This window comes from Nocardioides sp. GY 10127, from assembly GCF_004919085.1.
Classification (GTDB): Bacteria; Actinomycetota; Actinomycetes; order Propionibacteriales; family Nocardioidaceae; genus Nocardioides.
This window is the reverse complement of sequence record NZ_STGL01000005.1, coordinates 554,267-578,124: the sequence shown is the minus strand read 5'-3', so window position 1 is coordinate 578,124 and position 23,858 is coordinate 554,267. Positions and strand designations below refer to the sequence as shown.

At 75.1% G+C, this 23,858-nt stretch carries 19 protein-coding genes; 7 read left to right on the top strand and 12 right to left on the bottom strand.

The window, feature by feature from the left end; all coding sequences use genetic code 11:
- Nucleotides 1-127 precede the first annotated feature (127 nt).
- On the top strand, nt 128-1,327 hold the full coding sequence (locus E8D37_RS09790) for a hypothetical protein (protein ID WP_136569540.1): 1,200 nt from the start codon (nt 128-130) through the stop codon (nt 1,325-1,327).
- Between the two features lie 548 nt (nt 1,328-1,875).
- Here the strand turns inward: E8D37_RS09790 and E8D37_RS09785 are convergent.
- A complete protein-coding gene (locus tag E8D37_RS09785) occupies nt 1,876-2,334 on the bottom strand; it encodes an Rrf2 family transcriptional regulator (RefSeq protein WP_136569539.1) in 459 nt (152 codons plus the stop codon).
- Between the two features lie 276 nt (nt 2,335-2,610).
- Between E8D37_RS09785 and E8D37_RS09780 the strand changes: the two genes are divergently transcribed.
- Nucleotides 2,611-4,458, top strand: coding sequence for an acyl-CoA dehydrogenase (locus tag E8D37_RS09780; protein ID WP_136569538.1), 1,848 nt, complete (start codon nt 2,611-2,613; stop codon nt 4,456-4,458).
- Nucleotides 4,459-4,600: 142 nt separating this feature from the next.
- Here the strand turns inward: E8D37_RS09780 and E8D37_RS09775 are convergent, their stop codons facing one another.
- Nucleotides 4,601-5,491: a LysR family transcriptional regulator ArgP gene (locus E8D37_RS09775; protein WP_136569537.1), complete on the bottom strand. Its 891-nt coding sequence runs from the start codon at nt 5,489-5,491 to the stop codon at nt 4,601-4,603.
- A 70-nt stretch (nt 5,492-5,561) separates the two neighbouring features.
- Here E8D37_RS09775 and E8D37_RS09770 point away from each other — a divergent pair, with 70 nt between their 5' ends.
- Nucleotides 5,562-6,173 (top strand): LysE/ArgO family amino acid transporter, encoded by a 612-nt coding sequence (locus E8D37_RS09770; RefSeq protein ID WP_136569536.1) that lies wholly within the window; start codon nt 5,562-5,564, stop codon nt 6,171-6,173.
- A 92-nt stretch (nt 6,174-6,265) separates the two neighbouring features.
- Here the strand turns inward: E8D37_RS09770 and hutI are convergent, their stop codons facing one another.
- From hutI to E8D37_RS09745, 5 genes are all read right to left on the bottom strand, one after another.
- Nucleotides 6,266-7,459, bottom strand: a complete 1,194-nt coding sequence (gene hutI / locus E8D37_RS09765) for an imidazolonepropionase (RefSeq protein WP_136569535.1) — start codon at nt 7,457-7,459, stop codon at nt 6,266-6,268.
- Nucleotides 7,456-8,838 (bottom strand): formimidoylglutamate deiminase, encoded by a 1,383-nt coding sequence (locus tag E8D37_RS09760; RefSeq protein WP_240770320.1) that lies wholly within the window; start codon nt 8,836-8,838, stop codon nt 7,456-7,458. The genes hutI and E8D37_RS09760 overlap by 4 nt, the downstream gene beginning before the upstream one ends.
- Nucleotides 8,835-10,097 (bottom strand): allantoate amidohydrolase, encoded by a 1,263-nt coding sequence (locus tag E8D37_RS09755; protein WP_240770319.1) that lies wholly within the window; start codon nt 10,095-10,097, stop codon nt 8,835-8,837. Before E8D37_RS09755 ends, E8D37_RS09760 begins: the two co-directional genes overlap by 4 nt.
- 55 nt (nt 10,098-10,152) lie before the next feature.
- A complete protein-coding gene (gene hutU, locus E8D37_RS09750; protein ID WP_136569534.1) occupies nt 10,153-11,829 on the bottom strand; it encodes a urocanate hydratase in 1,677 nt (558 codons plus the stop codon).
- Between the two features lie 96 nt (nt 11,830-11,925).
- Nucleotides 11,926-13,758, bottom strand: a complete 1,833-nt coding sequence (locus E8D37_RS09745) for an NHL domain-containing thioredoxin family protein (RefSeq protein WP_136569533.1) — start codon at nt 13,756-13,758, stop codon at nt 11,926-11,928.
- Between the two features lie 213 nt (nt 13,759-13,971).
- Here E8D37_RS09745 and E8D37_RS09740 point away from each other — a divergent pair, with 213 nt between their 5' ends.
- From E8D37_RS09740 to pgm, 3 genes are all read left to right on the top strand, one after another.
- Nucleotides 13,972-15,750, top strand: coding sequence for a SpoIIE family protein phosphatase (locus E8D37_RS09740; RefSeq protein ID WP_136569532.1), 1,779 nt, complete (start codon nt 13,972-13,974; stop codon nt 15,748-15,750).
- Between the two features lie 62 nt (nt 15,751-15,812).
- Entirely contained in the window at nt 15,813-16,646 is an 834-nt protein-coding gene (locus E8D37_RS09735; RefSeq protein WP_136569531.1) for a maleylpyruvate isomerase family mycothiol-dependent enzyme, read from the top strand.
- 54 nt (nt 16,647-16,700) lie between these two features.
- The gene (gene pgm, locus E8D37_RS09730) at nt 16,701-18,341 is read left to right on the top strand and encodes a phosphoglucomutase (alpha-D-glucose-1,6-bisphosphate-dependent) (RefSeq protein ID WP_136569530.1); all 1,641 of its coding nucleotides are present in this window, start codon (nt 16,701-16,703) and stop codon (nt 18,339-18,341) included.
- A gap of 672 nt (nt 18,342-19,013) precedes the next feature.
- Here the strand turns inward: pgm and E8D37_RS09725 are convergent.
- From E8D37_RS09725 to E8D37_RS09710, 4 genes are all read right to left on the bottom strand, one after another.
- Nucleotides 19,014-19,475 (bottom strand): nitroreductase family deazaflavin-dependent oxidoreductase, encoded by a 462-nt coding sequence (locus tag E8D37_RS09725; RefSeq protein WP_136569529.1) that lies wholly within the window; start codon nt 19,473-19,475, stop codon nt 19,014-19,016.
- Between the two features lie 32 nt (nt 19,476-19,507).
- Nucleotides 19,508-20,239, bottom strand: coding sequence for an MOSC domain-containing protein (locus E8D37_RS09720; RefSeq protein WP_136569528.1), 732 nt, complete (start codon nt 20,237-20,239; stop codon nt 19,508-19,510).
- Between the two features lie 35 nt (nt 20,240-20,274).
- The gene (locus E8D37_RS09715) at nt 20,275-21,252 is read right to left on the bottom strand and encodes a trypsin-like peptidase domain-containing protein (RefSeq protein ID WP_206055663.1); all 978 of its coding nucleotides are present in this window, start codon (nt 21,250-21,252) and stop codon (nt 20,275-20,277) included.
- A gap of 236 nt (nt 21,253-21,488) precedes the next feature.
- The gene (locus tag E8D37_RS09710; protein WP_136569526.1) at nt 21,489-22,559 is read right to left on the bottom strand and encodes an alkene reductase; all 1,071 of its coding nucleotides are present in this window, start codon (nt 22,557-22,559) and stop codon (nt 21,489-21,491) included.
- Nucleotides 22,560-22,630: 71 nt separating this feature from the next.
- On the opposite strand from E8D37_RS09710, the gene E8D37_RS09705 reads away from it, so the two are divergent.
- The gene (locus E8D37_RS09705) at nt 22,631-22,999 is read left to right on the top strand and encodes a MerR family transcriptional regulator (protein ID WP_136569525.1); all 369 of its coding nucleotides are present in this window, start codon (nt 22,631-22,633) and stop codon (nt 22,997-22,999) included.
- 63 nt (nt 23,000-23,062) lie between these two features.
- Here E8D37_RS09705 and E8D37_RS09700 read toward each other — a convergent pair whose 3' ends face one another.
- Complete coding sequence (locus tag E8D37_RS09700; protein WP_240770318.1) at nt 23,063-23,824, bottom strand: ABC transporter permease; 762 nt, start codon at nt 23,822-23,824, stop codon at nt 23,063-23,065.
- Nucleotides 23,825-23,858: the final 34 nt, after the last annotated feature.

Here is a 23,858-nt window from a genome sequence, read left to right as displayed (position 1 = left end):
CCGGCTCTGCGTGCCACCGCCCGCGCCGCCCCCCCTCGGAGGAGGTCACCGGGCCGACACCGAGCCGCCACCGCGGGTCCACCGGAGGGTCGGGCCGGGGTCGCCACCCCCTGACACCCTGCGGGCCATGGCCAAGCGCAGGTTCGTGATCATGGTCGGCCTCCCGCACGCGGGCGGCGGCGACCTCTCCGCCCGTCTCGCCTCGGCCCGGGACGTCCTGGCCGAGCACGGGGTGACGGTGCCGGCCCGCTCGGCCGAGGAGAGCCGGCACGCGGGCCTCGAGATCCGCCGGCTGCACGCCCCCCACGGCCTGCGACGCAAGGACGTCGAGGGCAGCTGGGCCCGGCTGTGCCGGCGCGCCCGCACCTCCGGCGCGCGGTCGCAGGACGCCGTCCTCGTGGCCGAGGAGCTGCTGGCGGGGGCGACCCCGGACCAGATCGACCTGCTGCTGGACTCCCTCGGCTCGTTCGAGGTCCACGTCGTGGTGCTCGTCGCCGACCCCGCCCACCAGCTGGCGCACGCCTGGGCCGAGGCGCTGTGGCACGGCTGCGACCTGCCGTTCAGCCGGTTCGCGCGCCGCTGCCTGGGCCGCGAGCCCGGCTCCGGCGCGAGTGACGGGTGGGCGCTGCCGTGGGCGGACCAGGACCTGCCCGCCGTCCTGCACCGGTGGGCCGACGAGCTGCGGCGCGCCGACCGCGTGCACGTGGTCGTGGCGGACGCCGAGCGGCCGGTCGTGGACGCCGCGTGGACCGTCGTGGCGCGGCTCGTCGGCGTCGACCCGGTGGCCGTCCCGCTGCCGCCGGTCGCCGCCGGGGGCGGAGTCCGCCCCCTGGACCCGGCCGCCCTCGACGTCCTGCGCGAGGTCAACGAGTCGACCTCGGCGGCCGCCACCGTGCCGGACCGCAGCACCCTGGTCGGGTCGCTCACCGACGGGCCCGCCGGCCCGGCCGACAACGGGGCCGACAGCGGGGCCGACAGCGAAGCCGTCGCCCGGCTGCTCGCCCGCCTGTCGGAGGGCTCGAGGGAGGCGCTGGCCGCGCTCGGCGAGCGCTGGGTGGACGCCCTGGCCCACGGCGGCTACGCGGTGACCGGGGACGCCGGCGCCCTGCGCGTGCCGGCGGACGCCCTCTCCCCCGCGGACACCGCCCCCACCGACCCCGACCTGGCCCACCGCCTCCAGCTCGCCACCGACGCCCTCGCCGACCTGGTCGCCGACACGGCCCGCCTCCGCCAGGCGGTCGGCGACCTGGAGCACCGCAACGCCCGGCTCACCAAGAAGCTGGCGAAGAAGAAGCGGACTCTCCGCGAGCTGCTCGCCACCGGCTGACCCACGGCCCACCGACCCCGCGGCCGCACAACCACCCCGCGGCGGTGGGCCGCTGACGAGCGGTGTGCCACCAACCCGAGCGACGCACTCATCGGTTGCTGCGACACCGCTCCCCCAGCAGGACGCCGAGGGGCGGTGGCTGAGCAACCTGCTGCGGCAGCCAATAGGTTGCTGGCGCACCGCCCACCCACGCAGCAGCCACCGGCGGTGCCCCAGCAACCCTTCGGGCGAGAGAACCGTTGCTCACACACCGCCCACCAGCTGAGCAGCCCGCGGCCCCACCCAACCGCCCCGGGACGTCCGCGCGCGCCCCTGCGCTGCAGCGAGGATGACGAGGTGCCGACCGCGAGCCTGCGAGCGTCGGTGCCGAGTGCTCCGAGCGAAGGGCAGGGGTCATACGCGCGCGGACACGCCGCCGGAGGCGGCCATCCAACGCAGCGAACGAGGCGAGGTGCGAGCCGTGAGCCTGCGAACGCTCGTGCCGAGCCGAGGAGCGAAGAGCAGGGGGTACGAGCCCGAGAACATGCGCCCGGAGGGCGCCATCAGAGCTAGTGCGGCTGCCACGCGTCCTGGTCGGCGGTGGCGTCGGTGACGACGGCGGGGAGGTCCTGGTCGGCGAGCTGCTGGATGGTGACCTGCTCGAAGACGTCCCGCAGGGAGCGTCGGGCGGCGATCCAGACGTGCTGGAGGACCTCGGCGGTGGCGTTGTACTCGACAGCCTCGGGGCGCAGCCCGTACACGCTGACGAGGGGTCCGTCGACGGCGCGGATGACGTCGGCGACGGTGACGTCGGAGGCGGCGCGGGCCATCCGCCACCCGCCGGACTGGCCGCGCTGGGAGAGCACGATGCCGGCGCGGCGGAGGTCGGCGAGGATGGCCTGGAGGAAGCCGCGGGGGATCTCCTGGAGGCGTCCCAGCTCGTCGGCGCTCACGGCGCGCTCACTGCTGTGCGAGGCCATCTCGACCAGCGCGCGGAGCGCGTAGTCGGACTTGGCTGAGACGCGCATGGGTCCAGTGTCTCAGACGAGTCGATCGACTCAGTCGACTTACTGGGTGACGGCGGCCCGGAGCGTCCTGGCGACCCCCTCACCTGGGTCTTCGCGGAAGGGCCTTGTGGCCCAAGTTACTGACGCGTACCATCCAAAGTTACCGGCCAGTAGACCGCCGGGCCGCGTGCTGGCGCGCGTGGCGACCCCCGCCGGACGGGCGGGCCATCCCCCTGATGCGCCCCTCCTCGGCACGCGACCCGAAGCACGAACCCCGCACGAACCGGAAGGTGGGCCATGAGCCACTACCAGAGCAACCTGCGCGACATCGAGTTCAACCTCTTCGAGCTGCTCAAGCGGGACGAGGTGCTCGGCACCGGCCCGTTCGCCGAGGTCGACGCCGACACGGCCCGCGAGGTGCTCGCCGAGGTCGACCGCATCGCGCGCGAGGACCTCGCCGCCTCCTACGTCGACTCCGACCGCAACCCGCCGGTCTTCGACCCCGAGACCAGCACCGCCCCGGTGCCCGCCTCCTTCAAGGCCAGCTACGACGCCTGGATGGAGTCGGAGTTCTGGCGCCTGCAGATCCCGGAGTCGCTGGGCGGTCAGCCCGCGCCGTCCACCCTGAACTGGGCCATCGCGGAGATGGTGCTCGGCGCCAACGCGCCGGTGTGGATGTACGCCGCCGGCCCCTCGTTCGCCTCGGTGGTCGAGCGCAACGGCAACGAGCGCGACAAGCGCATCGCCCAGATCATGGTCGAGAAGGGCTGGGGCGCCACGATGGTGCTCACCGAGCCCGACGCCGGCTCGGACGTGGGCGCCGGCCGCACCAAGGCCACCCAGCAGGCCGACGGCTCCTGGCACATCGAGGGCGTGAAGCGGTTCATCACCTCGGCCGAGTCCGACCTGCAGGACAACATCATGCACCTCGTCCTCGCCCGCCCCGTGGGCGTCGAGGGCGCCGGCGGCCCCGGCACCAAGGGCCTCTCCCTCTTCCTCGTGCCGAAGTACCACTTCGACCACGCCACCGGCGAGCTCACCGGCGAGCGCAACGGGGTCTACGTCACCAACGTCGAGCACAAGATGGGCATCAAGGTGTCCAACACCTGCGAGCTCACCTTCGGCGAGAAGTCGCCGGCCCAGGGCTGGCTGCTCGGCGAGGTGCACAACGGCATCGCCCAGATGTTCCAGGTCATCGAGAACGCCCGGATGATGGTCGGCACCAAGGCCATCGCCACGCTCTCGACCGGCTACCTCAACGCGCTCGAGTACGCGAAGTCCCGCGTGCAGGGTGCGGACCTCACCCAGTCCGGCGACAAGACCGCCCCGCGCGTCACCATCACGCACCACCCGGACGTCCGCCGCTCCCTCATGACCCAGAAGTCGTTCGCCGAGGGCATGCGCTCGCTCGTCCTCTACGCCGCCTCCTGGCAGGACCGCGTGATGCTCGCCCAGCACGCCGGCGAGCAGGACCACCTGGCAGAGGCCGTCAACGACCTGCTCCTCCCGATCGTCAAGGGCTACGGCTCCGAGCGCTCGTGGGTGCTGCTGGGCACCGAGTCGCTCCAGACCTTCGGCGGCTCCGGCTTCCTGCAGGAGTACCCGATCGAGCAGTACGTCCGGGACGCCAAGATCGACACCCTCTACGAGGGCACCACCGCGATCCAGGGCCAGGACTTCTTCTTCCGCAAGATCGTCAAGGACCAGGGCAAGGCGCTGGGCCACGTGGCCGAGGAGATCAAGGCCTTCCTCGCCTCCGAGGCCGGCAACGGTCGCCTCAAGGAGGAGCGCGAGCTCCTCGGTCGGGCCCTCGAGGACGCCAACGCGATGGTCGGGCTCATGATCAACGACCTGATGTCCGCGCAGGGCGAGGTCCGCAACCTCTACAAGGTCGGCCTCAACACCTCCCGCCTGCTCATGGCGCTCGGCGACGTCGTCACCGCGTGGCTCCTGCTGCGTGGCGCCGAGGTCGCGCTGAACGCCCTCGGCGGCGACGCCGGCGCCAAGGACAAGGCCTTCTACGAGGGCAAGATCGCCTCGGCGAAGTTCTTCGCCCACGAGGTGCTCCCGAGCATCCGCGCCGAGCTGAAGAAGGCCCAGACGGTCGACCTCGACCTGATGGACCTCGACGAGGCCGCGTTCTGACGCACCTCCCCCGCACCCCCCGCTGAGCACGCGGCCCCGCTGTCCCCGGGGCCGACGCTCCGTCACGACCCGCCCGGCGCACCCCCGCCCGGGCGGGTCGTCGGCGTTCCGGGGCCTCTCACACCGCCCAGGGGCGCACGGGTCAGGGGCGCAGCACCCGGGCGGCGGCCCGGACGGACGCCGTGAGCCGGTCCAGCAGCGGGGAGTCCAGCCGCCAGCGCTGCCAGTGCAGGTCGACGTCCAGCGTCCCGGCGTCGGGGTGCGGCAGGGGCACGAGGACGTCGGTGCCCAGCGCGGGGTCGTCGGCCTGCGGCTCGGGCAGCACGCCCCAGCCCAGCCCGACCCGGAGCGCGGCCACGTAGTCGGTCGAGGTCGGCACCTCGTGCACGGCGGGCGCCGGGCCGAGCCCGAGGCGCGCCAGGAGGTCCTCCTGGAGCGCGTCCTTGTCGTTGAACCGCACGAGCGGGAGGCGGGAGACGTCGAGCCGCCCGTCCGGGTCCGTGCAGCGGGCGAGCAGGTCCGGGTGGACGACGGGCAGGTACCGCATCGCGCCCAGCCGCTCGGTCGAGCACCCCTGGACCGCCACCGGGTCGCTGGTCACCGCCGCGAGGGCGCGGCCCGAGCGCAGCAGGTCGGCGGAGAACGCCTGGTCCTCCACGGACAGCCGCAGCTCGACGTCCTGCCACCCGGCGACGTCGGCGAGGACGGCGTGGAACCAGGTGGCGAGGGTGTCGGCGTTGACCGCCACGGCGAGCCGGGTGCGGCCCGCTCCCCCGGGGTCCAGGACGCCGGCCGCCTCGGCGTGCAGCAGCGCCTGGGCGCGCCCCAGGCGCACGAGGACGCTGCCCGCCTCGGTGGCCGTGCACGGGCTGGCCCGGCGGACCAGCACCTGGCCGACGCTCGACTCCAGCGCCCGGACCCGCTGGCTGAGCGCCGACGGGGTCACGTGCAGCGTCCTGGCCGCGGCCTCGAAGGTGCCCTCGTCCACCACGGCGACGAGCGCCTCCAGCTGCGCCGACGGGAACGTGCTCATGAAGCCACGCTAAGGCACCTCAAGATTCTTTCGCTGGCCTTCATCGCCCACCGGCCTCAGAGTCGTCCTCGTGGACCTCCTCGCCCTCGTCGCCGGCCTGCTCTCCGGCCTCTCGCTCATCGTCGCCATCGGCTCCCAGAACGCGTTCGTCCTCCGCCAGGGGCTGCGTCGCGAGCACGTGGGCGCGGTGGTGCTCGTGTGCACCGTCTCCGACTACCTGCTCATCACCGCCGGGGTCGCCGGCGTGGGGGCGCTCGTGGCGGCCGCGGGGTGGCTGGTGACGCTGATCCGCTGGCTCGGCGTCGCGTTCCTCGTGGCCTACGCGGTGCTGTCGTTCCGCCGGGCGGTCGCCGGCGGGGAGTCCCTGCGCGCGGACGGCGGCGCCGCCCCGGCGCTCTCCGCCGTCGTCCTCCAGGCCGTGGCCCTGACCTGGCTCAACCCGCACGTCTACCTCGACACCGTGCTCCTGCTCGGCTCGCTGGCCAGCAGCCACGGCCACCCCGGACGCTGGTGGTTCGCGCTCGGCGCCGCCCTCGGCTCGACCCTGTGGTTCGTCGCCCTCGGCTACGGCGCCCGGTTCGCGGGGCGGCTCTTCGCCCGCCCGGTCGCCTGGCGCGTCCTCGACACCGTCATCGGCGTCACCATGCTCACCATCGCCGCTTCCCTCGCCCTGGGTGGCTGAGGGGGGTGGCTGAGGGGGGATAGTCCCTGACGAACGGACCCGATCTCGGGCCCCTTCACGGTCCGTTGGTCAGGGACTATCGCTGCCGGGCGTCACACCGGCCGGCCGGCGACCCAGGTGGAGCGGACGAGGGGCACGCCGGGGCGGTAGGCGAGGTGCACGTGGCTCGGGGCCTCGAGGACGACGAGGTCGGCCGGCCCACCGACGACGATCCGCCCGACGGCACGCTCGCCGGAGTCACCGTCCCGACCCAGCGCCGCGGCGCCGCCGACGGTCGCGGCGAGCACGGCCTCGAGCGGCGTCATCCCCATCTCCCGGACGGCGAGCGCGACGCAGAACGGCAGCGAGCTGGTGAAGCAGGAGCCGGGGTTGCAGTCCGAGGCGAGAGCGACCCGCACGCCGGCGTCCAGCAGGCGACGGGCGTCGGGGTAGGGCTGCCGGGTCGAGAACTCGACCCCCGGCAGGAGGGTGGCGACGGTGCCGGACTCCCGCAGGGCGTGCACGTCGTCGTCGCTGAGGTAGGTGCAGTGGTCGACGGCCACGAGGCCGAGCTCGCAGGCCAGCGCGACGCCCGGGCCGTGGCCCAGCTGGTTCGCGTGCAGGCGTCCGCGCAGCCCGGCGGCGGCGCCCGCGGCGAGGACGGTGCGGGCCTGGTCGGCGTCGAAGGCCCCGGTCTCGCAGAAGGCGTCGATCCAGCGCGCGTGGGGCGCGGCGGCGGCGAGCATCGCGCCGGTGACGAGCGCGACGTACCCGTCCGGGTCGTCGGCGTGCTCCGCGGGCACGACGTGCGCGCCCAGGAACGTCGTCTCGTCGGTGAACTGCGACGCGACCGCCAGCGAGCGCGCCTCGTCGTGCACCGACAGCCCGTAGCCGGACTTGATCTCCACCGTCGTCGTGCCCTGGGCGCGCATCTCGGCGACCAGTCGCGCCACGTGCGCGGTGAGCTGCTCGTCGGTGGCCGCGCGGGTGGCCGCGACCGTGGTCCGGATGCCGCCCGCCGCGTAGGGCTCGCCCGCCATCCGGGCCGCGAACTCGGCCCCGCGGTCGCCGGCGAACACCAGGTGCGAGTGGCTGTCGACGAAGCCGGGCAGCACCGCCCGGCCGCCCAGGTCCAGCAGCTGGTCGGCGGCCGGGGCGTCGGCGGCGGGGCCCACCCAGGCGACCGTCGGCCCCGCCAGCACCAGCGCCGCGTCGCGCAGCACCGTCTCCTCGGTCGGGCGGCCCGCGGCGTCCGTGCGCCCCGTGATCAGCTCCGAGATCCCCGTCAGCAGCGTCGTCGTGCTCATGCCCCCGCCCCTGCCCACGTCTCCGAGATCGCGGCCGCCAGCTGCCGTCCGACCTCCGCCTCCTGCCCGCGCTCGTGCACCACCCGGCCGTCCACGACGACGAGCACCACGTCGGCCCCGCCCGCCGCGAAGACCGCGGTGGCCTCGTCGGCGCCGGTGCCGGCGGTGCGCACGCTCGTGGTGTCGAGCGTGACGAGATCCGCCCGCGCGCCCACCTCGATCCGGCCGGCGTCCGCGAACCCGAGGCTCGCGTGGGCGGTGCCCGCGGCGAGCAGCTCGGCCGCCGACCAGTGCCCGCGGGACCGCGTGGCCAGCCGCTCGTCCAGCTCCAGCGCGCGCATCTCCTCGAACAGGTCGACCACGGCGTGGCTGTCGGAGCCCAGGCTCAGCCGCGCGCCGGCCTCGTGCAGGGCCCGCCCGGGCCCGATGCCGTCGCCCAGGTCGCGCTCGGTGGTGGGGCAGAAGCAGGCCCAGCTGCCGCTCGACCCGAGCAGCGCCACGTCAGCGTCCGTGAGGTGGGTGGCGTGGACGAGGGAGGTGGCCGGCCCGAGCGCGCCCGCCTCGGCGAGCAGCCCGGTGGGCGTGAGCCCGGTGGCCGCCAGGCACGCCTCGTTCTCCGCCACCTGCTCGGAGAGGTGGACGTGCAGCGGGCCGTCGGCCGGGTCGTGCGCGCGGAGCTGGCCGCGGGGCACCGCCCGCACCGAGTGGTAGGCGCGCCCGACGACGAGGTGGTCGGCCGGACGCACGTCCGAGACCCGCGCCAGCCAGGCGTCCGCGTCCCCGTCGCTGTAGCGGACCTGCGCCCCCTCCGGCGCGCGACCGAAGCCCGAGGAGAGGTAGAGCGTGTCGAGCAGCGTGATCCGCAGCCCGGCCTCCGCGGCGGCCTCGACCAGCGCGTGGCCCATGGCGTTCGGGTCGTCGTAGCGCCCCCCGTCGGGGCGGTGGTGCAGGTAGTGGAACTCCCCGACGGTCGTGACGCCGGTCGCCACCATCTCGCGGAAGACGGCGGTCGCCAGCCGCCGGTAGGAGTCGGGGTCGAGCGTCGCCGCCAGGGCGTACATCTGCTCGCGCCACGTCCAGAACGTGCCGCGGCCCGCCTGGGTGCGCCCGCGCAGGGCGCGGTGGAACGCGTGGCTGTGGGCGTTCGCCAGGCCCGGCACGGTGAGGCCGGGGACGCGCGGCGCGGAGGGCGCCGGGGCCGACTCCGGGGCCTGCCCCGGACGCCACCCCGCCTCGACCCGGGTGAACCGGCCGTCGGCCACCTCCACCAGGACGTCGTCCGCGACCCGGGCTTGCGCGCCCGCACCGATCCACGCCCGCTCCAGCCACGCGCGCCGCACCCGCACGCTCTCGGGCGCGGAGCCACCGGCCGGGATCACGAGACCAGCTCCGCCAGGACGTCGGCCAGCGCCTCGACCCCGGTGAGGCAGTCGGCGGTCTCGGCGCGCTCGTCGGGCGCGTGGGAGACGCCGGTGGGGTTGCGGACGAACATCATCGCCGTGGGCACCCCGGCCGCGGCCAGGATGCCCGCGTCGTGCCCGGCAAGCGACGGCAGGACGGGCCAGCCCCCGGACCCGGCGCCCGTGCCCGTCCTCGCGCCCACCCGGCCCAGCCGGGCGGTGAGGTCGGCGTCGAAGGCGACGGCCTGCGAGACGGACTCCGGGGTCACGCTCAGCGCGGTGCCGTCGCGCTCGGCGCGGGCGGCGGCCTGCGCGGTGATCGCCTCGACGAGGGCGGCGAGGGCCTCGTCGGAGTCGGCCCGCGCGTCCAGCCAGCCGGTGACGCGCGAGGGGATCGCGTTGGTGGCGTTCGGGGCCACGTCCAGCCGACCGAAGGTGGCCCGCTGCCCGGCGAGCCGGGCCTGCTTGTTGGCCGCCAGCGCCGTCATCGAGAAGGTGAGGAGGGGGTCGTGCCGGTCCTCCATCCGGGTCGCACCGGCATGGTCGGCGCGGCCCGTGACGTCGAAGCGGTACCGCCCGTGCGGCCAGATCCGGCTCGCCAGCCCCACGGCCGCGTCGGTGTCGACGAGGTGGCGCCCCTGCTCCACGTGCAGCTCCACGAAGCAGCCGACGCCGGAGAGGTCGAGCAGGCCCGGGACAGCCTGACCATCCCGACTTCCGCCGCCCAGGTCAGCGGCCGCCAGGGCGTCCTCGAGGCTCGTGCCGTCGCGGTCGCGGCGCGCGAGGGCGTCCTCGAGCGCCACCTCCCCGGTGGCCAGGCGAGACCCGAGGCAGGCGAGGCCGAAGCGCGAGCCCTCCTCCTCCACGAACACGCTCACGCCGAGAGGACGCGTCGGGGCGACGCCCCGCTCGCGCAGCCGGTCGACCGCCGCCAGCGCCGAGACGACGCCCAGCGGGCCGTCGAAGGCACCGCCGTCGAGCACCGAGTCCAGGTGGCTGCCGGTCAGCACGGCGTCGCCCGGCCGGCCGGAGGAGCCGCCCGGGACGTCCCACCAGGCCACCTGGTTGCCGACGGCGTCGGTCACCAGGCGCAGCCCGCGGGCGGCCGCCTGCTCCGCGAACCAGGCGCGGGCCTCGCGCTCCGCCGCGTGCCAGGGCTGCCGGAAGTAGCCCCCGGTCGAGGCCGAGCGGCCCAGCGGCGCCAGGTCCGCCCACATCGCCTCGAAGTCGTCGGTCACGCCGCGTCGCCCTCCCACACGTCAGCCAGCACCCTCACCCGACACAGCACCCGCCTCAGGACTCCCGCGAGACGAACGGCATCGGCACCTTCACGCCGCGCTCGAGCGCGACCTCCTCGGCGCGGTCGTACCCGGCGTCCACGTGCCGGATGACGCCCATCCCGGGGTCGTTGGTGAGGACGCGCTCGATCTTCTCCGCGGCCAGCGCGGTGCCGTCGGCGACGACCACCTGGCCGGCGTGCAGCGAGCGGCCGATGCCGACGCCGCCGCCGTGGTGGAAGGAGACCCAGGTGGCGCCGGAGGCGGTGTTGACCAGGGCGTTGAGCAGCGCCCAGTCGGCGATGGCGTCGGAGCCGTCCAGCATCCCCTCGGTCTCGCGGTAGGGCGAGGCGACCGACCCGCAGTCGAGGTGGTCGCGGCCGATCACGATCGGTGCCTTGAGCTCGCCGGAGGCGACCATCTCGTTGAACTTCAGCCCGGCCCTGTGGCGCTCGCCGTAGCCGAGCCAGCAGATGCGGGCGGGCAGGCCCTGGAAGTGCACCCGCTCGCCGGCCATGGTGATCCAGGTGCGCAGCCGCTCGTTGTCGGGGAAGAGCTCGAGGATGGCCTTGTCGGTGGCGGCGATGTCGGCCGGGTCGCCCGACAGCGCGGCCCAGCGGAACGGGCCCTTGCCCTCGCAGAACAGCGGGCGGATGTAGGCCGGGACGAAGCCGGGGAAGTCGAAGGCCCGGTCGAAGCCGCCCTTGCGGGCCTCGTCGCGGATCGAGTTGCCGTAGTCGAACACCTCGGCACCGGCGTCCATGAGGTCCACCATGGCCCGCACGTGGACGGCCATGGAGGCCTGCGCCTCCTTGGTGAAGCCCTCGGGGTCGGCCTCGCGGCGGGTCTGCCACTCCTCGAACGGCACCCCGGCGGGGAGGTAGAAGAGCGGGTCGTGGGCGGAGGTCTGGTCGGTGACGACGTCGATCGGGGCACCGATCTCGACGAGCCGCGGCAGGAGCTCGGCGGCGTTGCCGAGGACGCCGATGGAGAGGGCCCGACGCTCGTCCCGGGCGGCCGTCGCGAGCTCGAGGGCGTGCTCGAGGTCGCGCGCCTGGACGTCGAGGAAGCGGTGCTCGAGGCGCCGGGTGAGGCGCGCCTGGTCGACCTCGAGGCAGATCGCGACGCCGCCGTTCATGGTGACGGCGAGCGGCTGCGCGCCGCCCATCCCGCCGAGGCCGGCGGTGACGGTGATGGTGCCGGCCAGCGTCCCCCCGAACTTCTTGTCGGCGACGGCCGCGAACGTCTCGAACGTGCCCTGGAGGATGCCCTGCGTGCCGATGTAGATCCACGAGCCGGCCGTCATCTGGCCGTACATGGTGAGGCCCAGGTCCTCCAGGCGGCGGAACTCCTCCCAGTTCGCCCAGTCCCCCACCAGGTTGGAGTTGGCGATGAGGACGCGCGGGGCCCACTCGTGGGTGCGCATCACGCCGACGGGCTTGCCGGACTGCACCAGCAGCGTCTCGTCGTCCGCCAGGTCCTTGAGCTCGGCGAGGATCGCGTCGTAGGCCTGCCAGGAGCGGGCCGCCCGGCCGGTGCCGCCGTAGACCACCAGGTCCTCCGGGCGCTCCGCGTTCTCGGGGTCGAGGTTGTTCATCAGCATCCGCAGCGGCGCCTCGGTCTGCCACGAGCGGGCGACGAGGTCCGTGCCCTGCGGGGCGTGGATCGGGAGGCGGGGGTTGCTGGTGGTCATGACGGCAGTCCACTCCTGTCGCGTCCCCCTCGCCAGAGGGTTCCCGGGCCTTGGTGTCTCGGATGCGAGACACCGCCCGATGTCACCCCGGCGCCGCTACTCGGCCCCGCCCAGCGGGAGCGTGAGGACGTCGGGGGCGCCGTCGACGACGCGCACCGGCACGCCCCAGTCCTGCTGGTGCATCCGGCAGGCCGCGCCCTCGCCGCCGTGCGCGTCGCAGGAGGCCGCGCGGGCCGCCACGTGCAGCACGCCCTCGCCCGCGTGCGGGTCGAGCTCGATCGTCCGGACGAGGTCGGTGCCGCGTCCGCCGCCGGACCGGATCAGGCCGGGCGGGGTGGACTCCACCATCAGCTGGGACGGCGGACCGAACCGGTCGTCCACCTTCTGCCCCGGCGGAGGGGTGAAGGAGACGACGAGCCGCAGCCCCGCGGCCACCTCGGTGACCGGCCGCTGGGTGGAGTGGGAGAAGCCGTCGGTGGCGACGACGTCGGCGTCCAGCCGCAGCCGGACCAGCCGGTGCGCGGTGGACTCCACCACCACCAGGTGCTCCCCGTCCACGAACGCGCCCGAGGGCTCCGCGAGCCCGGAGGCGAGCGTGCCGACCTCGCCGGTGGCCGGGTCGTAGCGGCGCACGGCGCCGTTGTAGGTGTCGCAGACCGCCACCGAGCCGTCGGGCAGCACCGTCACGCCCAGCGGGTGCTGGAGCAGCGCCTGGTCGGCGGGGCCGTCGCGGAACCCGAAGTCGAAGAGGCCCGAGCCGACGATCGTGCGGACGACGAGCCCGCCGCCGGCCTCCCCCGTGGCCCGCTCCGTGGCCCGCTCCAGCACCCGCAGCGAGGACGTCTCGGAGTCGGCCAGCCAGAGCCGGTCACCGTCCGCGGCCAGCCCCGAGGTCTGGGCGAACCAGGCCTCGGCGGGCGCGCCGTCCAGGAGGCCCTCGTTGGTGGTGCCGGCCGCGACCGCCACCTCGCCCGTGCGCGGGTCGAAGGTCCAGAGCTGGTGGACGCCGGCCATGGCGACCCAGACGCGGTCGCCCCACCACGCGACGTCCCACGGCGAGGAGAGCCGCTCGGTGCCGTCGCCCTGCATCCACTGCGTGCCGTCGCCGGCCAGCGTCCGGGTCTCCCCCGTGGCCGGCGACAGCCCGACGAGCCGGTGCGCCGCCGTGTCGGCGACGACCACGTCGTAGCCGACCTCGGCCGCCACCTCCTCGGGCAGCAGGCAGAGGCCGTTGGGCTCGCGGAAGCCGCCGAAGCGCCGCAGCACCGTGCCGTCGTCCCCGCCGGCGGCCAGCAGCACGACCTCGTCGTGGCCGGCGTCGGCGACGAGGACGCCCTCGACACGCCCGGCCGCGGTGTCCCGGGAGATCGGCACGGCCTTGGCGGGGAAGCGCAGGTCGCTCGGCTCGACCACGGGCGGGACGTACGGGGAGTCGCCCGGCTGGAGCGTCCCTCTCTCCCGGTGGAGCGGCACGAGCTCGGCGAGCAGGGCCGCGATGGCGTGGGCGTGGCCCTCGCCCGCGTACTGGGCCACGACGTAGCCCTCGGGATCGATGAGCACGAGCGTCGGCCAGGCGCGGGCGGTGTAGGCCTGCCAGGTGACCAGGTCGGGGTCGTCGAGGACCGGGTGGGCGACGCCGTAGCGCTCGACGGCGGCCGCGAGCGCGTCCGGGTCCGCCTCGTGCACGAACTTCGGCGAGTGGACCCCGACGACCACCAGCTCCTCGGCGAACCGCTCCTCGGTCTCGCGCAGCTCGTCCAGGACGTGCAGGCAGTTGATGCAGCAGAACGTCCAGAAGTCGAGGAGGACGAAGCGGCCGCGCAGGTCCGCGACGCGGATCGTCTCGCCGCCGGTGTTGAGCCAGCCGCGGCCCACCAGCTCGGGGGCGCGGACGCGGGGACGGGTGCCGGGGTTCTGCGTCGAGCTCATGGGGACAGTCTCGCGCCGGCGTCCACGCACCCCTGCATCTCGCGTCGACGGACGCAGCCCCCTCACCCCGGGGGGTGGGCGTTCGTGCAGGTCGCGTGAGGTTTTCGACCACGGCTGGCCGGTTTCACCGTCCACTGGGTCAAATGTCCGTGGAAGACACCAGCCGCTGCCGTCCACGCAGTTACGCTGCGCGCGAGTCGAGAGGCAGACACGATGTCGAGCAGGACCGCGGCGGAGACCGCAGCCGACGCCGAGGAGATCGGTGTCGACGAGTCCTTCGACCGGTACGCCCGCATGGTGCGCCGGGCGATCGACGTGCCCGTCGCGCTCGTCAGCCTCGTCGAGGACCACCGCCAGCTCTTCGTCGGCGCGCAGGGCCTGGACGAGAAGCTGATGGAGCTGCGACAGACGCCCCTGTCGCACTCGTTCTGCCAGTACGTCGTCGCCGACGAGGCTCCCCTGGTGACCCCGGACGCGCGGGTGGAGGAGCGGCTGCGGACGAACCTGGCCATCCCCGACCTCGGCGTCATCGCCTACGCCGGCTTCCCCATCCGCGACCAGCAGGGCCGCGTCATCGGCTCGCTGTGCGCCATCGACGACCAGCCCCGCGCCTGGGACGGCGAGGAGCTGGCCGCGCTCGAGGACATCGCCGCGGCCGTCACCACCGAGATCGTGCAGCGCCAGCAGCGCCGGGCGGCCTCGGCGGGCGCCGCGCGCGACCGCTACCTCAGCCAGCGCAGCGGCCTGCTGCTCGCGCTCGCCGAGTCCCTCACCGCCACCCGCACGGTGGTGGACGTCGCGGCGGCCGTCGACGCGGTGGCCCGCGAGCACCTCGGCGCCCTCGTCGCCGGCCTGTGGATCGCCGAGGACGACGCGGTGCGCCGCGCCGCCGACCTGCCCGGCTCCGAGGGCAGCCCCGGCACGCTCCGCTACGTCCCGCACCTGGGCGAGCAGTGGGAGTCCGCCCGGCTCAACGGCGAGCTCAGCGCGGACGAGCGGAACCCCATCGGCCGCGCCCTGCTGGAGAACCGCGTCCTGTGGTTCCCCGACACCGACGCCCAGAACGCCGTCTACGACCGGCTCGACCTCAGCCGCCAGGTCGGGCAGGCGCGCGCGTTCGTCCCGCTCACCCATCGCGGCCGTGCCTTCGGCGGGATGGCAGTCATCTGGCCCGAGCGGCGCGACCTGGGGCGCGACGACCTCGCCACGCTCGAGGCGCTGGGCCGCTACACCGCCCAGGCGCTGGGCCGGGCCCTGCTGGTGCAGGAGCAGTCGGACGCGCTGCTCGTGCTCCAGAGCGCCCTCCAGCCGCACCTGCCCGAGAGCGACGACCTGCTCATGGCGGCCCGGTACCGGCCGGCCGCCGCGCGCGACCAGGTGGGCGGCGACTGGTACGACGCGGTGGAGATGTCCGGCGGGGTCACCTCCCTGATGATCGGCGACGTCGTCGGCCACGACCTCGCCGCCGCCGCCACGATGGGCCAGGTGCGGGCCACGCTGCGCGCGCTGGCCTGGGCGATCGACGAGGCACCGTCCGCGCTCGTGGCGAAGCTCGACCGGGCGTTGGACGACCTCGGCGTCGAGGCGATGGCCACGCTCACCTACCTGCGCATCGAGCCGCGGGACGGAACGAGCGAGCGCACGCTCCTGTGGACGAACGCCGGGCACCCGCCGCCGGTGCTCGTCTGCCCCGAGGGGAAGGTGCGCTTCCTCGGCGACAGCGACCCCGACGTCCTGCTGGGCGTCGACCCGGACGCCGAGCGCACCGACCACCGGGTGACGGTGCCGCGCGGCTCCACGCTGCTCCTCTACACCGACGGCCTCGTGGAGCGGCGCGGCGAGTCGCTGGCCGACGGTCTCGCGCGGCTGGCCGACAGCGCGGCCCGGCACGGGCGGCAGCCGGTCGGCGCGTTCGTGGACGGCGTGGTCGGCGAGCTGGTCGGCACCGAGCAGGCCGACGACCTCGCGGTGCTGGCCGTCCGGTTCGTCTGAGCGTCGGGCACCCCCGTCCGGACCCCCTGTCGCGGGAGGCGCGGCCTCGCTAGCCTCGCCGGATGACGACCGCACGGCGCGAGGCGCCCGCCGAGCTGCGCCCCCTGCTGGACGTGTGGTGGACGGCGGTCGGCGGGGTGCTCGATGTCCTCGCCGACCTCGACGAGGCGGAGTGGGACCTGCCCACGGACCTCCCCGGCTGGGACGTCCGCGCGATCGCCTCGCACGTCGCCCACGCCGAGGCCGTGATCGCCACCGGTGAGCAGGAGACGGCGGACGTCGGCCGGGAGCCGCACGTGCGCAACCCGCTGGGCGCCTGGACGGAGATCGGCGTGGCCAACCGGCGCTCGGCGACCCCGGCGGCCCTGCTGGCGGAGATCCGGACCGTGACCTCGCTGCGTCGCGCGTCCCTGCGCGCCGAGCCGCCCCTGGACCCCGACGCCCCCGCGCCGTCCCCGTTCGGCGACCTGGGGTGGTCCGTGCGGACGCTGCTGCGCAACCGTCCCTTCGACCTGTGGATGCACGAGCAGGACCTGCGCCGCGCGACCGGCCGACCCGGCGGGCTCGACACGGCCGCGGCCGACCACGCCGTGGCGTTCCTGGCCGAGTCTCTCGGCTACGTCCTGGTGAAGCGTGCCCGCGCCGAGGCCGGTGACTCGGTGGTGCTGGCGCTCGCCGGCGAGGAGCCGCGCGCCGCCCTCGTGGGCCCCGACGGGCGGGCGCGGCCGGCGCCGGTGCCGGACGCGCCGACCCTCGTGGTCCGGACCGACCGGGAGACCTTCGTGCGGCTCGCCGGGGGTCGCTGCCGCCCGCAGGACGTCGCGGCGGCCGTCGTCCTGGAGGGCGACGAGGCGCTGGGCGAGCGGTTCCTCGCCGGGCTCACCACCACGCCCTGATCCCACCCGGGCGGACCACCCCACGGGTGCCCGCGGCGCGGCATGATGCGCCTCATGAGTCACCCTCGCGCCGGACAGCCCGCCGAGCACGCCGACCTGATCGACGTGGCCCACCTCGTCACCGCGTACTACACGCTGGTCCCGGACGCCGAGGACGTCGACCAGCAGGTCGCGTTCGGCACCAGCGGCCACCGCGGCTCGTCCCTGACGACGGCGTTCACCGAGACCCACATCCTGGCCACCACCCAGGCGATCGTCGACTACCGCACCGCGCAGGGCTTCGACGGGCCGCTGTTCCTCGGCCGCGACACCCACGGGCTCTCCGAGCCGGCGTGGGCCAGCGCGCTGGAGGTGCTCGTCGCCAACGACGTCACCGTCCTGGTGGACGCGGCGGACCGCTACACCCCGACCCCCGCCGTCAGCCACGCGATCATCCGCGCCAACGGCGGCCGCACCTCGGGCCCGGGGCTGGCCGACGGCATCGTCGTGACCCCCTCGCACAACCCGCCCCGCGACGGCGGCTTCAAGTACAACCCGCCCCACGGCGGCCCGGCCGACACCGACGCCACCTCGTGGATCGCCGACCGCGCCAACCAGCTGATCCGCGCCGGCATGGGCGGCGTCGAGCGGATCCCGTTCAGCCGGGCGCGCGCCGAGGCCAAGCCCTACGACTTCCTCGGCACCTACGTCGACGACCTCCCGCACGTGGTCGACCTCGCGGCGATCAAGGCCGCCGGCGTGCGGATCGGTGCGGACCCGCTCGGCGGCGCGTCCGTCGACTACTGGGGCGCCATCGCGGAGCGGCACGGGCTCGACCTCACCGTCGTCAACCCGCTCGTCGACCCGACCTGGCGGTTCATGACGCTGGACTGGGACGGCAAGATCCGGATGGACTGCTCCTCGCCGTCCGCGATGGCCTCCCTCGTCGCCCAGCGGGACGCCTACGACATCGCCACCGGCAACGACGCGGACGCCGACCGGCACGGCATCGTCACCCCCGACGCCGGGCTGATGAACCCCAACCACTTCCTCGCCGTCGCGATCGAGCATCTCTTCGGCGGCGCCCGCCCCGATTGGCCCGCCACCGCCGCCATCGGCAAGACGCTCGTGTCCTCCTCGATGATCGACCGGGTCGCCGCGTCCGTCGGCAAGCCGCTGGTCGAGGTGCCCGTCGGGTTCAAGTGGTTCGTGCCGGGCCTCATCGACGGCTCGTTCGGGTTCGGCGGCGAGGAGTCCGCGGGCGCCTCGTTCCTGCGCCACGACGGCTCCGCGTGGACCACCGACAAGGACGGCATCCTGCTCTGCCTGCTCGGCTCGGAGATCCTGGCCCGCACCGGCAAGACCCCCTCGCAGCGGTACGCCGAGCTGGTCGAGCGGTTCGGCGACCCCGCCTACGCCCGCGTCGACGCCCCCGCGACCCGCGAGGAGAAGGCCGCCCTCAAGGCGCTCTCGCCCTCGGCGGTCACCGCCACCACGCTGGCCGGCGAGGAGATCACCGCGAAGCTCACCGAGGCCCCCGGCAACGGCGCCGCCATCGGTGGCCTGAAGGTGACCACCGAGAACGCCTGGTTCGCCGCGCGCCCGTCCGGCACCGAGGACGTCTACAAGATCTACGCCGAGTCCTTCAAGGGCGCCGAGCACCTCGCGCAGGTGCAGGAGGAGGCCCGGGCCGTCGTGTCCGCTGCGCTGGGCTGAGGCTGCGGCTGGGGCTGCGGCTGGGGCTGCGACTGGGGCTGCGGCTGCGGCTGCCGCTGCCCCGTTCGGTCCTCGCGGCGACGAGGACCCAACGCCCCGCAGCCGCCTGTCGCTCCGCGTTTGCCCTGGTCAGGCGGCTGTCCTCAGGGCGGCTGCTGCGTTCGGTCCTCGTGGCGACGAGGACCTAACGCCCAGAGCCGGCCGCCGGCGCCCACCGGGCGAGCCGGGGCTGCCAACGGGCTGTCGGTGACGCCGAGCGTGCTCCGTGAGGACCGAACCCCACCCCACCCGCCTGCCGCGTCGCATCTGCCCTGGTCAGGCGGCTGGCCCCGGGGCGGCTCCTGCGTTCGGTCCTCGTGGCGACGAGGACCTAACGCCCACAGCCGGCCGCCGGCGCCCACCGGGCGAGCCGGGGCCGCCGACGGGCTGCCTGTGACGCCGAACGTCCTCCATGAGGACCGAACCCCACCCCACCCGCCTGCCACGTCGCATCCGCCCTGGTCAGGCAGCTGCCCTCACCCCAGCCGCCGCGTTCGGTCCTCGTGACGACGAGGACCGAACGTCCACAGCCGGCCGCCGCCCACAGCCGGCCACCAGCCACAGCCGGCCACAGCTGGCCGCAGGCCGCAGGCCGCAGGCCGCAGGCCACAGCCGGCCGCGGCACACCCACACCTACACCCGCAGGCTCAGCCGCACGAGCGGGATGTCGAGCGCCTCACCGCGCTCGTCGGCCAGCTGCTGCATGCCCTTCTCCAACGCGTGCCAGGCACGGGGGTTGCGGACTGCGTAGCCGGCCAGCGCGGCGTCCCGCTCGGTGGGCGGCAGCTCGGCCGCCTCGGCGGGCACGCGACGCCGCCTGCCGGTCGAGACGTGGCAGGCCGGCGTGGCGGCCAGGTTGCGGAACCACTGGGACCGCCGACCCAGTCCGGAGGCGACGAGCAGGTGGTCGTCGTCCTCGCGCTCCACGACCTCGAGGACGGCGTAGCGCGGCTCGCCCGACGTGCGGCCGACGTGCTCGAGCAGCAGCATCCGCGGGCCGAGGAGGAACCCGAGCCCGTGCTGGAACAGCGGGATCGGCGCCCGCACCGCCCACCGGGTGCGCAGGAGCCGGGCGACGGGGTTGCGGGAGGCCATGCCTCCATCCAACGCAGCGCGCGGGTCGGGGATCAAGGACCTCCGTCCACCGTCACGGGGTCTCCCGGACGGACCTCCCCGGGTGCCAGCACGTCCCCGTCGACCCCCAGCAGGAGCGCCCCCCGCAGCGCCGTGAGCCGCCGCAGGGCGTCGGCGCCCAGCACCGCGCAGCGGGTGGTCTCGGCGGTGGGCCGCACGACGGCCCCCGAGCCCAGCCTCACCTCCCGTCCGACGAGCGCGGCCTCGGTGAAGGGCTCGTCGCCGAGGTCGAGGACGAGCGAGGCGCGGACACTCACGGGGTCGACGCCCACGGCCCGGCACGACGCCGTGCTCACCAGGCTCACCCCGCCCGCGTAGACGATCGCCGACGGGGGCGCCTGCGCCAGCACCACGTCGCGGCCCAGGACCAGGGAGGCCAGCGCCGCCTGCGCGCCGTCGTGGAGGGCCAGGGGCACCGCGCGCCCCCAGTAGTCGCAGGTCAGCGTCTCCCCGGTGGGCACGGGCCCGCCCTCGGCCCGCTCACCGGTGGGCACGTGGACGACGGGCAGGCCGGCGTCCTCGTCGCGCACCTCGAGCTCCAGCAACCCGGGGTGCGAGACCGTGCGCAGCACCTGCCGGGCCTCGACGTCCACGAAGCACCAGCGGCGGTCGCCCTCCACCCCGGCCCCTGTGAGTCGCAGGGAGGCGCGCGGGCGCCAGGCGGTGCCCTTCACCGCGGCGAACCCGGCGAGGGCGACGGCGCCTACCTGCCGGACACGTTCCACGGGCCGACCCTAGACGGCCGCGGACGAGCCAGCGCCTACCGCGCGAGCACGAGGTCGACGTCCTGGCTCGCCCCGTCGCGCTCGACGGTGAGGGGGAGGACGTCGCCGGCGGACCGCGTGAGGGTGGCGACGACGAGCTGGTCGGCGGTGGTGGCGACCGCGCCGTCCACCGCCGTGATGACGTCGCCGACGCGCAGCCCGGCCGCGTCCGCCGGCCCGCCGGAGGCGACGCGGCTGACCAGCAGCCCCGCGGGCGAGCCGTCCGCGGCGGTGACCGCATGGGCGGCCAGGCCGACGACGGGGTGGTTCGCGCTGCCGGTGGTCATGAGCTGCTCGGCCACGGGCTCGGCCACGCCGACCGGGATCGCGAACCCGAGGCCGACGCTGCCGCCGCCGCTCACGCCGTCGGCGTTGGGCACCGTGGCGATCGCCGCGTTGACGCCGATGAGGGCGCCGTCGCAGTCGACGAGGGGGCCGCCGCTGTTGCCCGGGTTCACCGCGGCGTCCGTCTGGATGGCGTCGACGAGGTGATGCACCACCGAGCCGTTCGGCACCGGGACGTAGCGCCCCAGCGCGCTCACCACGCCGGTGGTGACGGTGCTGGACAGGCCCATCGGGGCGCCGAGGGCGACGACCGGGCGGCCGACCTCGAGGTCGGCGGAGGAGCCCAGCGCGATGACGGGACGCCCCTCGGCCCCGTCGTCGGCGCGCAGGACGGCGAGGTCGGTCGCCACGTCCTCCCCGACGAGGGTCGCGGTGGTGCGCGTCCCGTCCGTGTAGACGAGGACGATGCGCCCACCGTCACCGGCGTCGGCGATGACGTGCTGGTTGGTGAGCACGTACCCGCCCTCGGCGAAGATCTCGCCGGTCCCGGTGCCGGCCGACCCGTCGGCGCCCTCCGCGGAGATGGTGACCACCGACGGCAGCACGGTGTCCGCGACGCTGGTCGCGTCGCAGACCAGGTCGGAGACGGCCCGCGAGACCGACGTCGCCCGCGACGAACCCGTCGTCACGTGGACGATCGCCCCGCCCAGGACGCCGCCGACCACCCCTGCGGCCAGCAGCGCGCCGACGGCCGGGGCCCAGGCACGGAGGCACGGAGGCGGGACCGCCGGCCCGCGGCGGATCGCTCGCTCACCCCTCGATGCTGCTCAGGGGCTCCCACCTGTGCAAACGCTGATCGCCTCGCCGCCGCGGCGGGCTGGACGACCGGTCCGCACCACTGGACAGGAGCCCCTGAGAGTGCTCCTCAGGCCCGGTAGGTCGGGTAGTCGATGTACCCGCGGTCCCCGCCCGCGTAGAAGGTCGCGGGGTCGGCCTCGGCCAGGGGCAGGCCGTCGCGCAGGCGCTCGACGAGGTCCGGGTTGGCGATGAACGCGCGGCCGAAGGAGATGAGGTCCGCGCCGTTGTCGAGCCACCGCCGGGCGTCCTCGGGGCCGGCGGGGGTCGGGCCACCGGGGCGGGCCGGGTTCATGATCAGCGTGCCGTCCCACGCCTTGCGCAGGGCGAGCAGCGTGTCGTCGTCCGTCGTGGCCTCGAGGTGCACGTAGGCGAGCCCGAGGGGGCTCAGCTGCTCGAGGAGGGCGAGGTAGAGCTCGCGGGACTCGGTCTCCTCGACGCCCCAGATGCCGGAGTCGGGCGAGAGCCGGATGCCGACCCGGTGCCCGCCGACCTTCTCCACGGCGCCGGCGGTGGCCTCGACGGCGAACCGGACGCGGTTCTCGATCGAGCCGCCGTAGGAGTCGGTGCGCAGGTTGGCGTTGCTGGAGAGGAACTGCGCGATGAGGTAGCCGTTCGCGCCGTGCAGCTCGACGCCGTCGAAGCCGGCACCGATGCCGCGGGCGGCGGCCTCGCCGTAGGACGCGGCGTGCTCGACGACCTCGTCGCCGCTCAGCGCGCGCGGGGTCGGGAAGTCCTGCGGGCCCTTCGGGGTGAAGCCGCGGCCGGGCGCGGCGACGGCGGAGGGCCCGACGGGCTGGAGGCCGCCGGTGTTGTCGGGGTGGCCGACCCGGCCGCCGTGCATGAGCTGGGCGAAGATCCGGCCGCCGTGGTTGTGCACGGCGTCGGTCACCTGCACCCAGGACGCCGCCTGCTCGTCGGTCGCCAGGCCCGGCGTGAGCGGGTTCGACTGGCCCTCGACGTGCGGGTGGACGCCCTCGGAGACGATGAGGCCGGCCGAGGCGCGCTGCGCGTAGTAGGTCGCGGTCGACGCCGTCGCGAGCCCCTCGGGGTTCGAGCGGACGCGCGTCATCGGTGCCATCACCACGCGGTTGGGCAGGGTCAGGCCGGCGAGGTCGTAGGAGTCGTGGAGCTGTGTCATGCTGTCGACGTTAGAACCTGACACTGACGTCAGGGTCAAGTCCTGGACACCGAACGTCTGCGAGGTCACACGTGCGCATCGGCGAGCTGGCACGACGCGGCGGGGTGAGCGCCCGCTCCGTGCGGTACTACGAGGAGCAGGGGCTCCTCAGCTCCGAGCGCAGCAGCGGCGGTCAGCGCCAGTACACCGAGCACGACGTCGAGCGCGTCGCCTTCATCCAGCGCCTCTACGCCGCCGGGCTCTCCAGCCGCACGGTCGCCGAGGTCATGCCGTGCGTCGAGAGCCCCGGACCGGAGACCTCGGACGCCGCCCTCGCGACCCTGCGCGGCGAGCGCGACCGGCTCGACGCGCACATCGCCGAGCTGCTGCGCACCCGCGACGCCCTCGACCGCCTCATCGAGGCCTCCGAGAGCTGCCGGGCACAGATCGTCGCCGGCTGACGCAGGTCGTGTGCCCCGATCGGCCCCAGGCGGCCCGTCCAGGCACACGACCCGCGCGACCGCTCACTCCTCCACGGCCACGAACTGGCTCCGCCCCGCCAGCCGGGTCACCACCACGGCCGTCACCACCCCGGTGAGCGCGATGCCCGCCAGGACGACGAGCTGGAACCGTGCCGCGTCGGCCGGGCTCGCCCCGCCGAACAGCGCCCCGACGAACGCCCCCGGAAGGGTCACCAGGCCGGTGGCGCGCGTCTGGTCGAGGGTCGGCAGCAGCGACTCCCGCGCCGCCTCCCGGCCGATCGCCGCGTGCGCCTGGGACGGGGTCGCCCCCAGGGCCAGCCAGCCCTCGACCTCGCCGGCCCGCACGCGCGCCGAGCGCAGGAAGCCGCGGCCCGACAGCGTCGCGGCGGTCATGGCGTTGCCGACCAGGATGCCCGCCACGGCCACCACGTAGCGCACGCCCGAGGGCACCAGCCCCAGCGTCTCGCCGAGCAGCAGGACGGTGCCGACGGACACGGACGCGCCCACCAGCACCCCGACCACCGCCGTGCGGCGCCCCCGGTGCAGCGAGCGCAGTCGGCCGGCCGACGTCCAGGACGCCGTGGCCAGCATGAGGGCGACGAACGCCACCACCGTCCACGGCGTCGCCAGGACCCCCGCCAGCAGCAGCGCCACCGCCGTGAGCTGGACGGCGGCACGCACCAGCGCCCGGACCGGCAGCCAGCCGAGGCCGACCCCCGCCCACGCGGCCACCCCGACGGTGACCAGCGCGAGCACCGCCAGGCCGAGGACGAACCGCAGCCAGTCCTCCCACAGACCGCTCACACGCACATCGTGCCCGGTCCGAGGTCGGACCGGG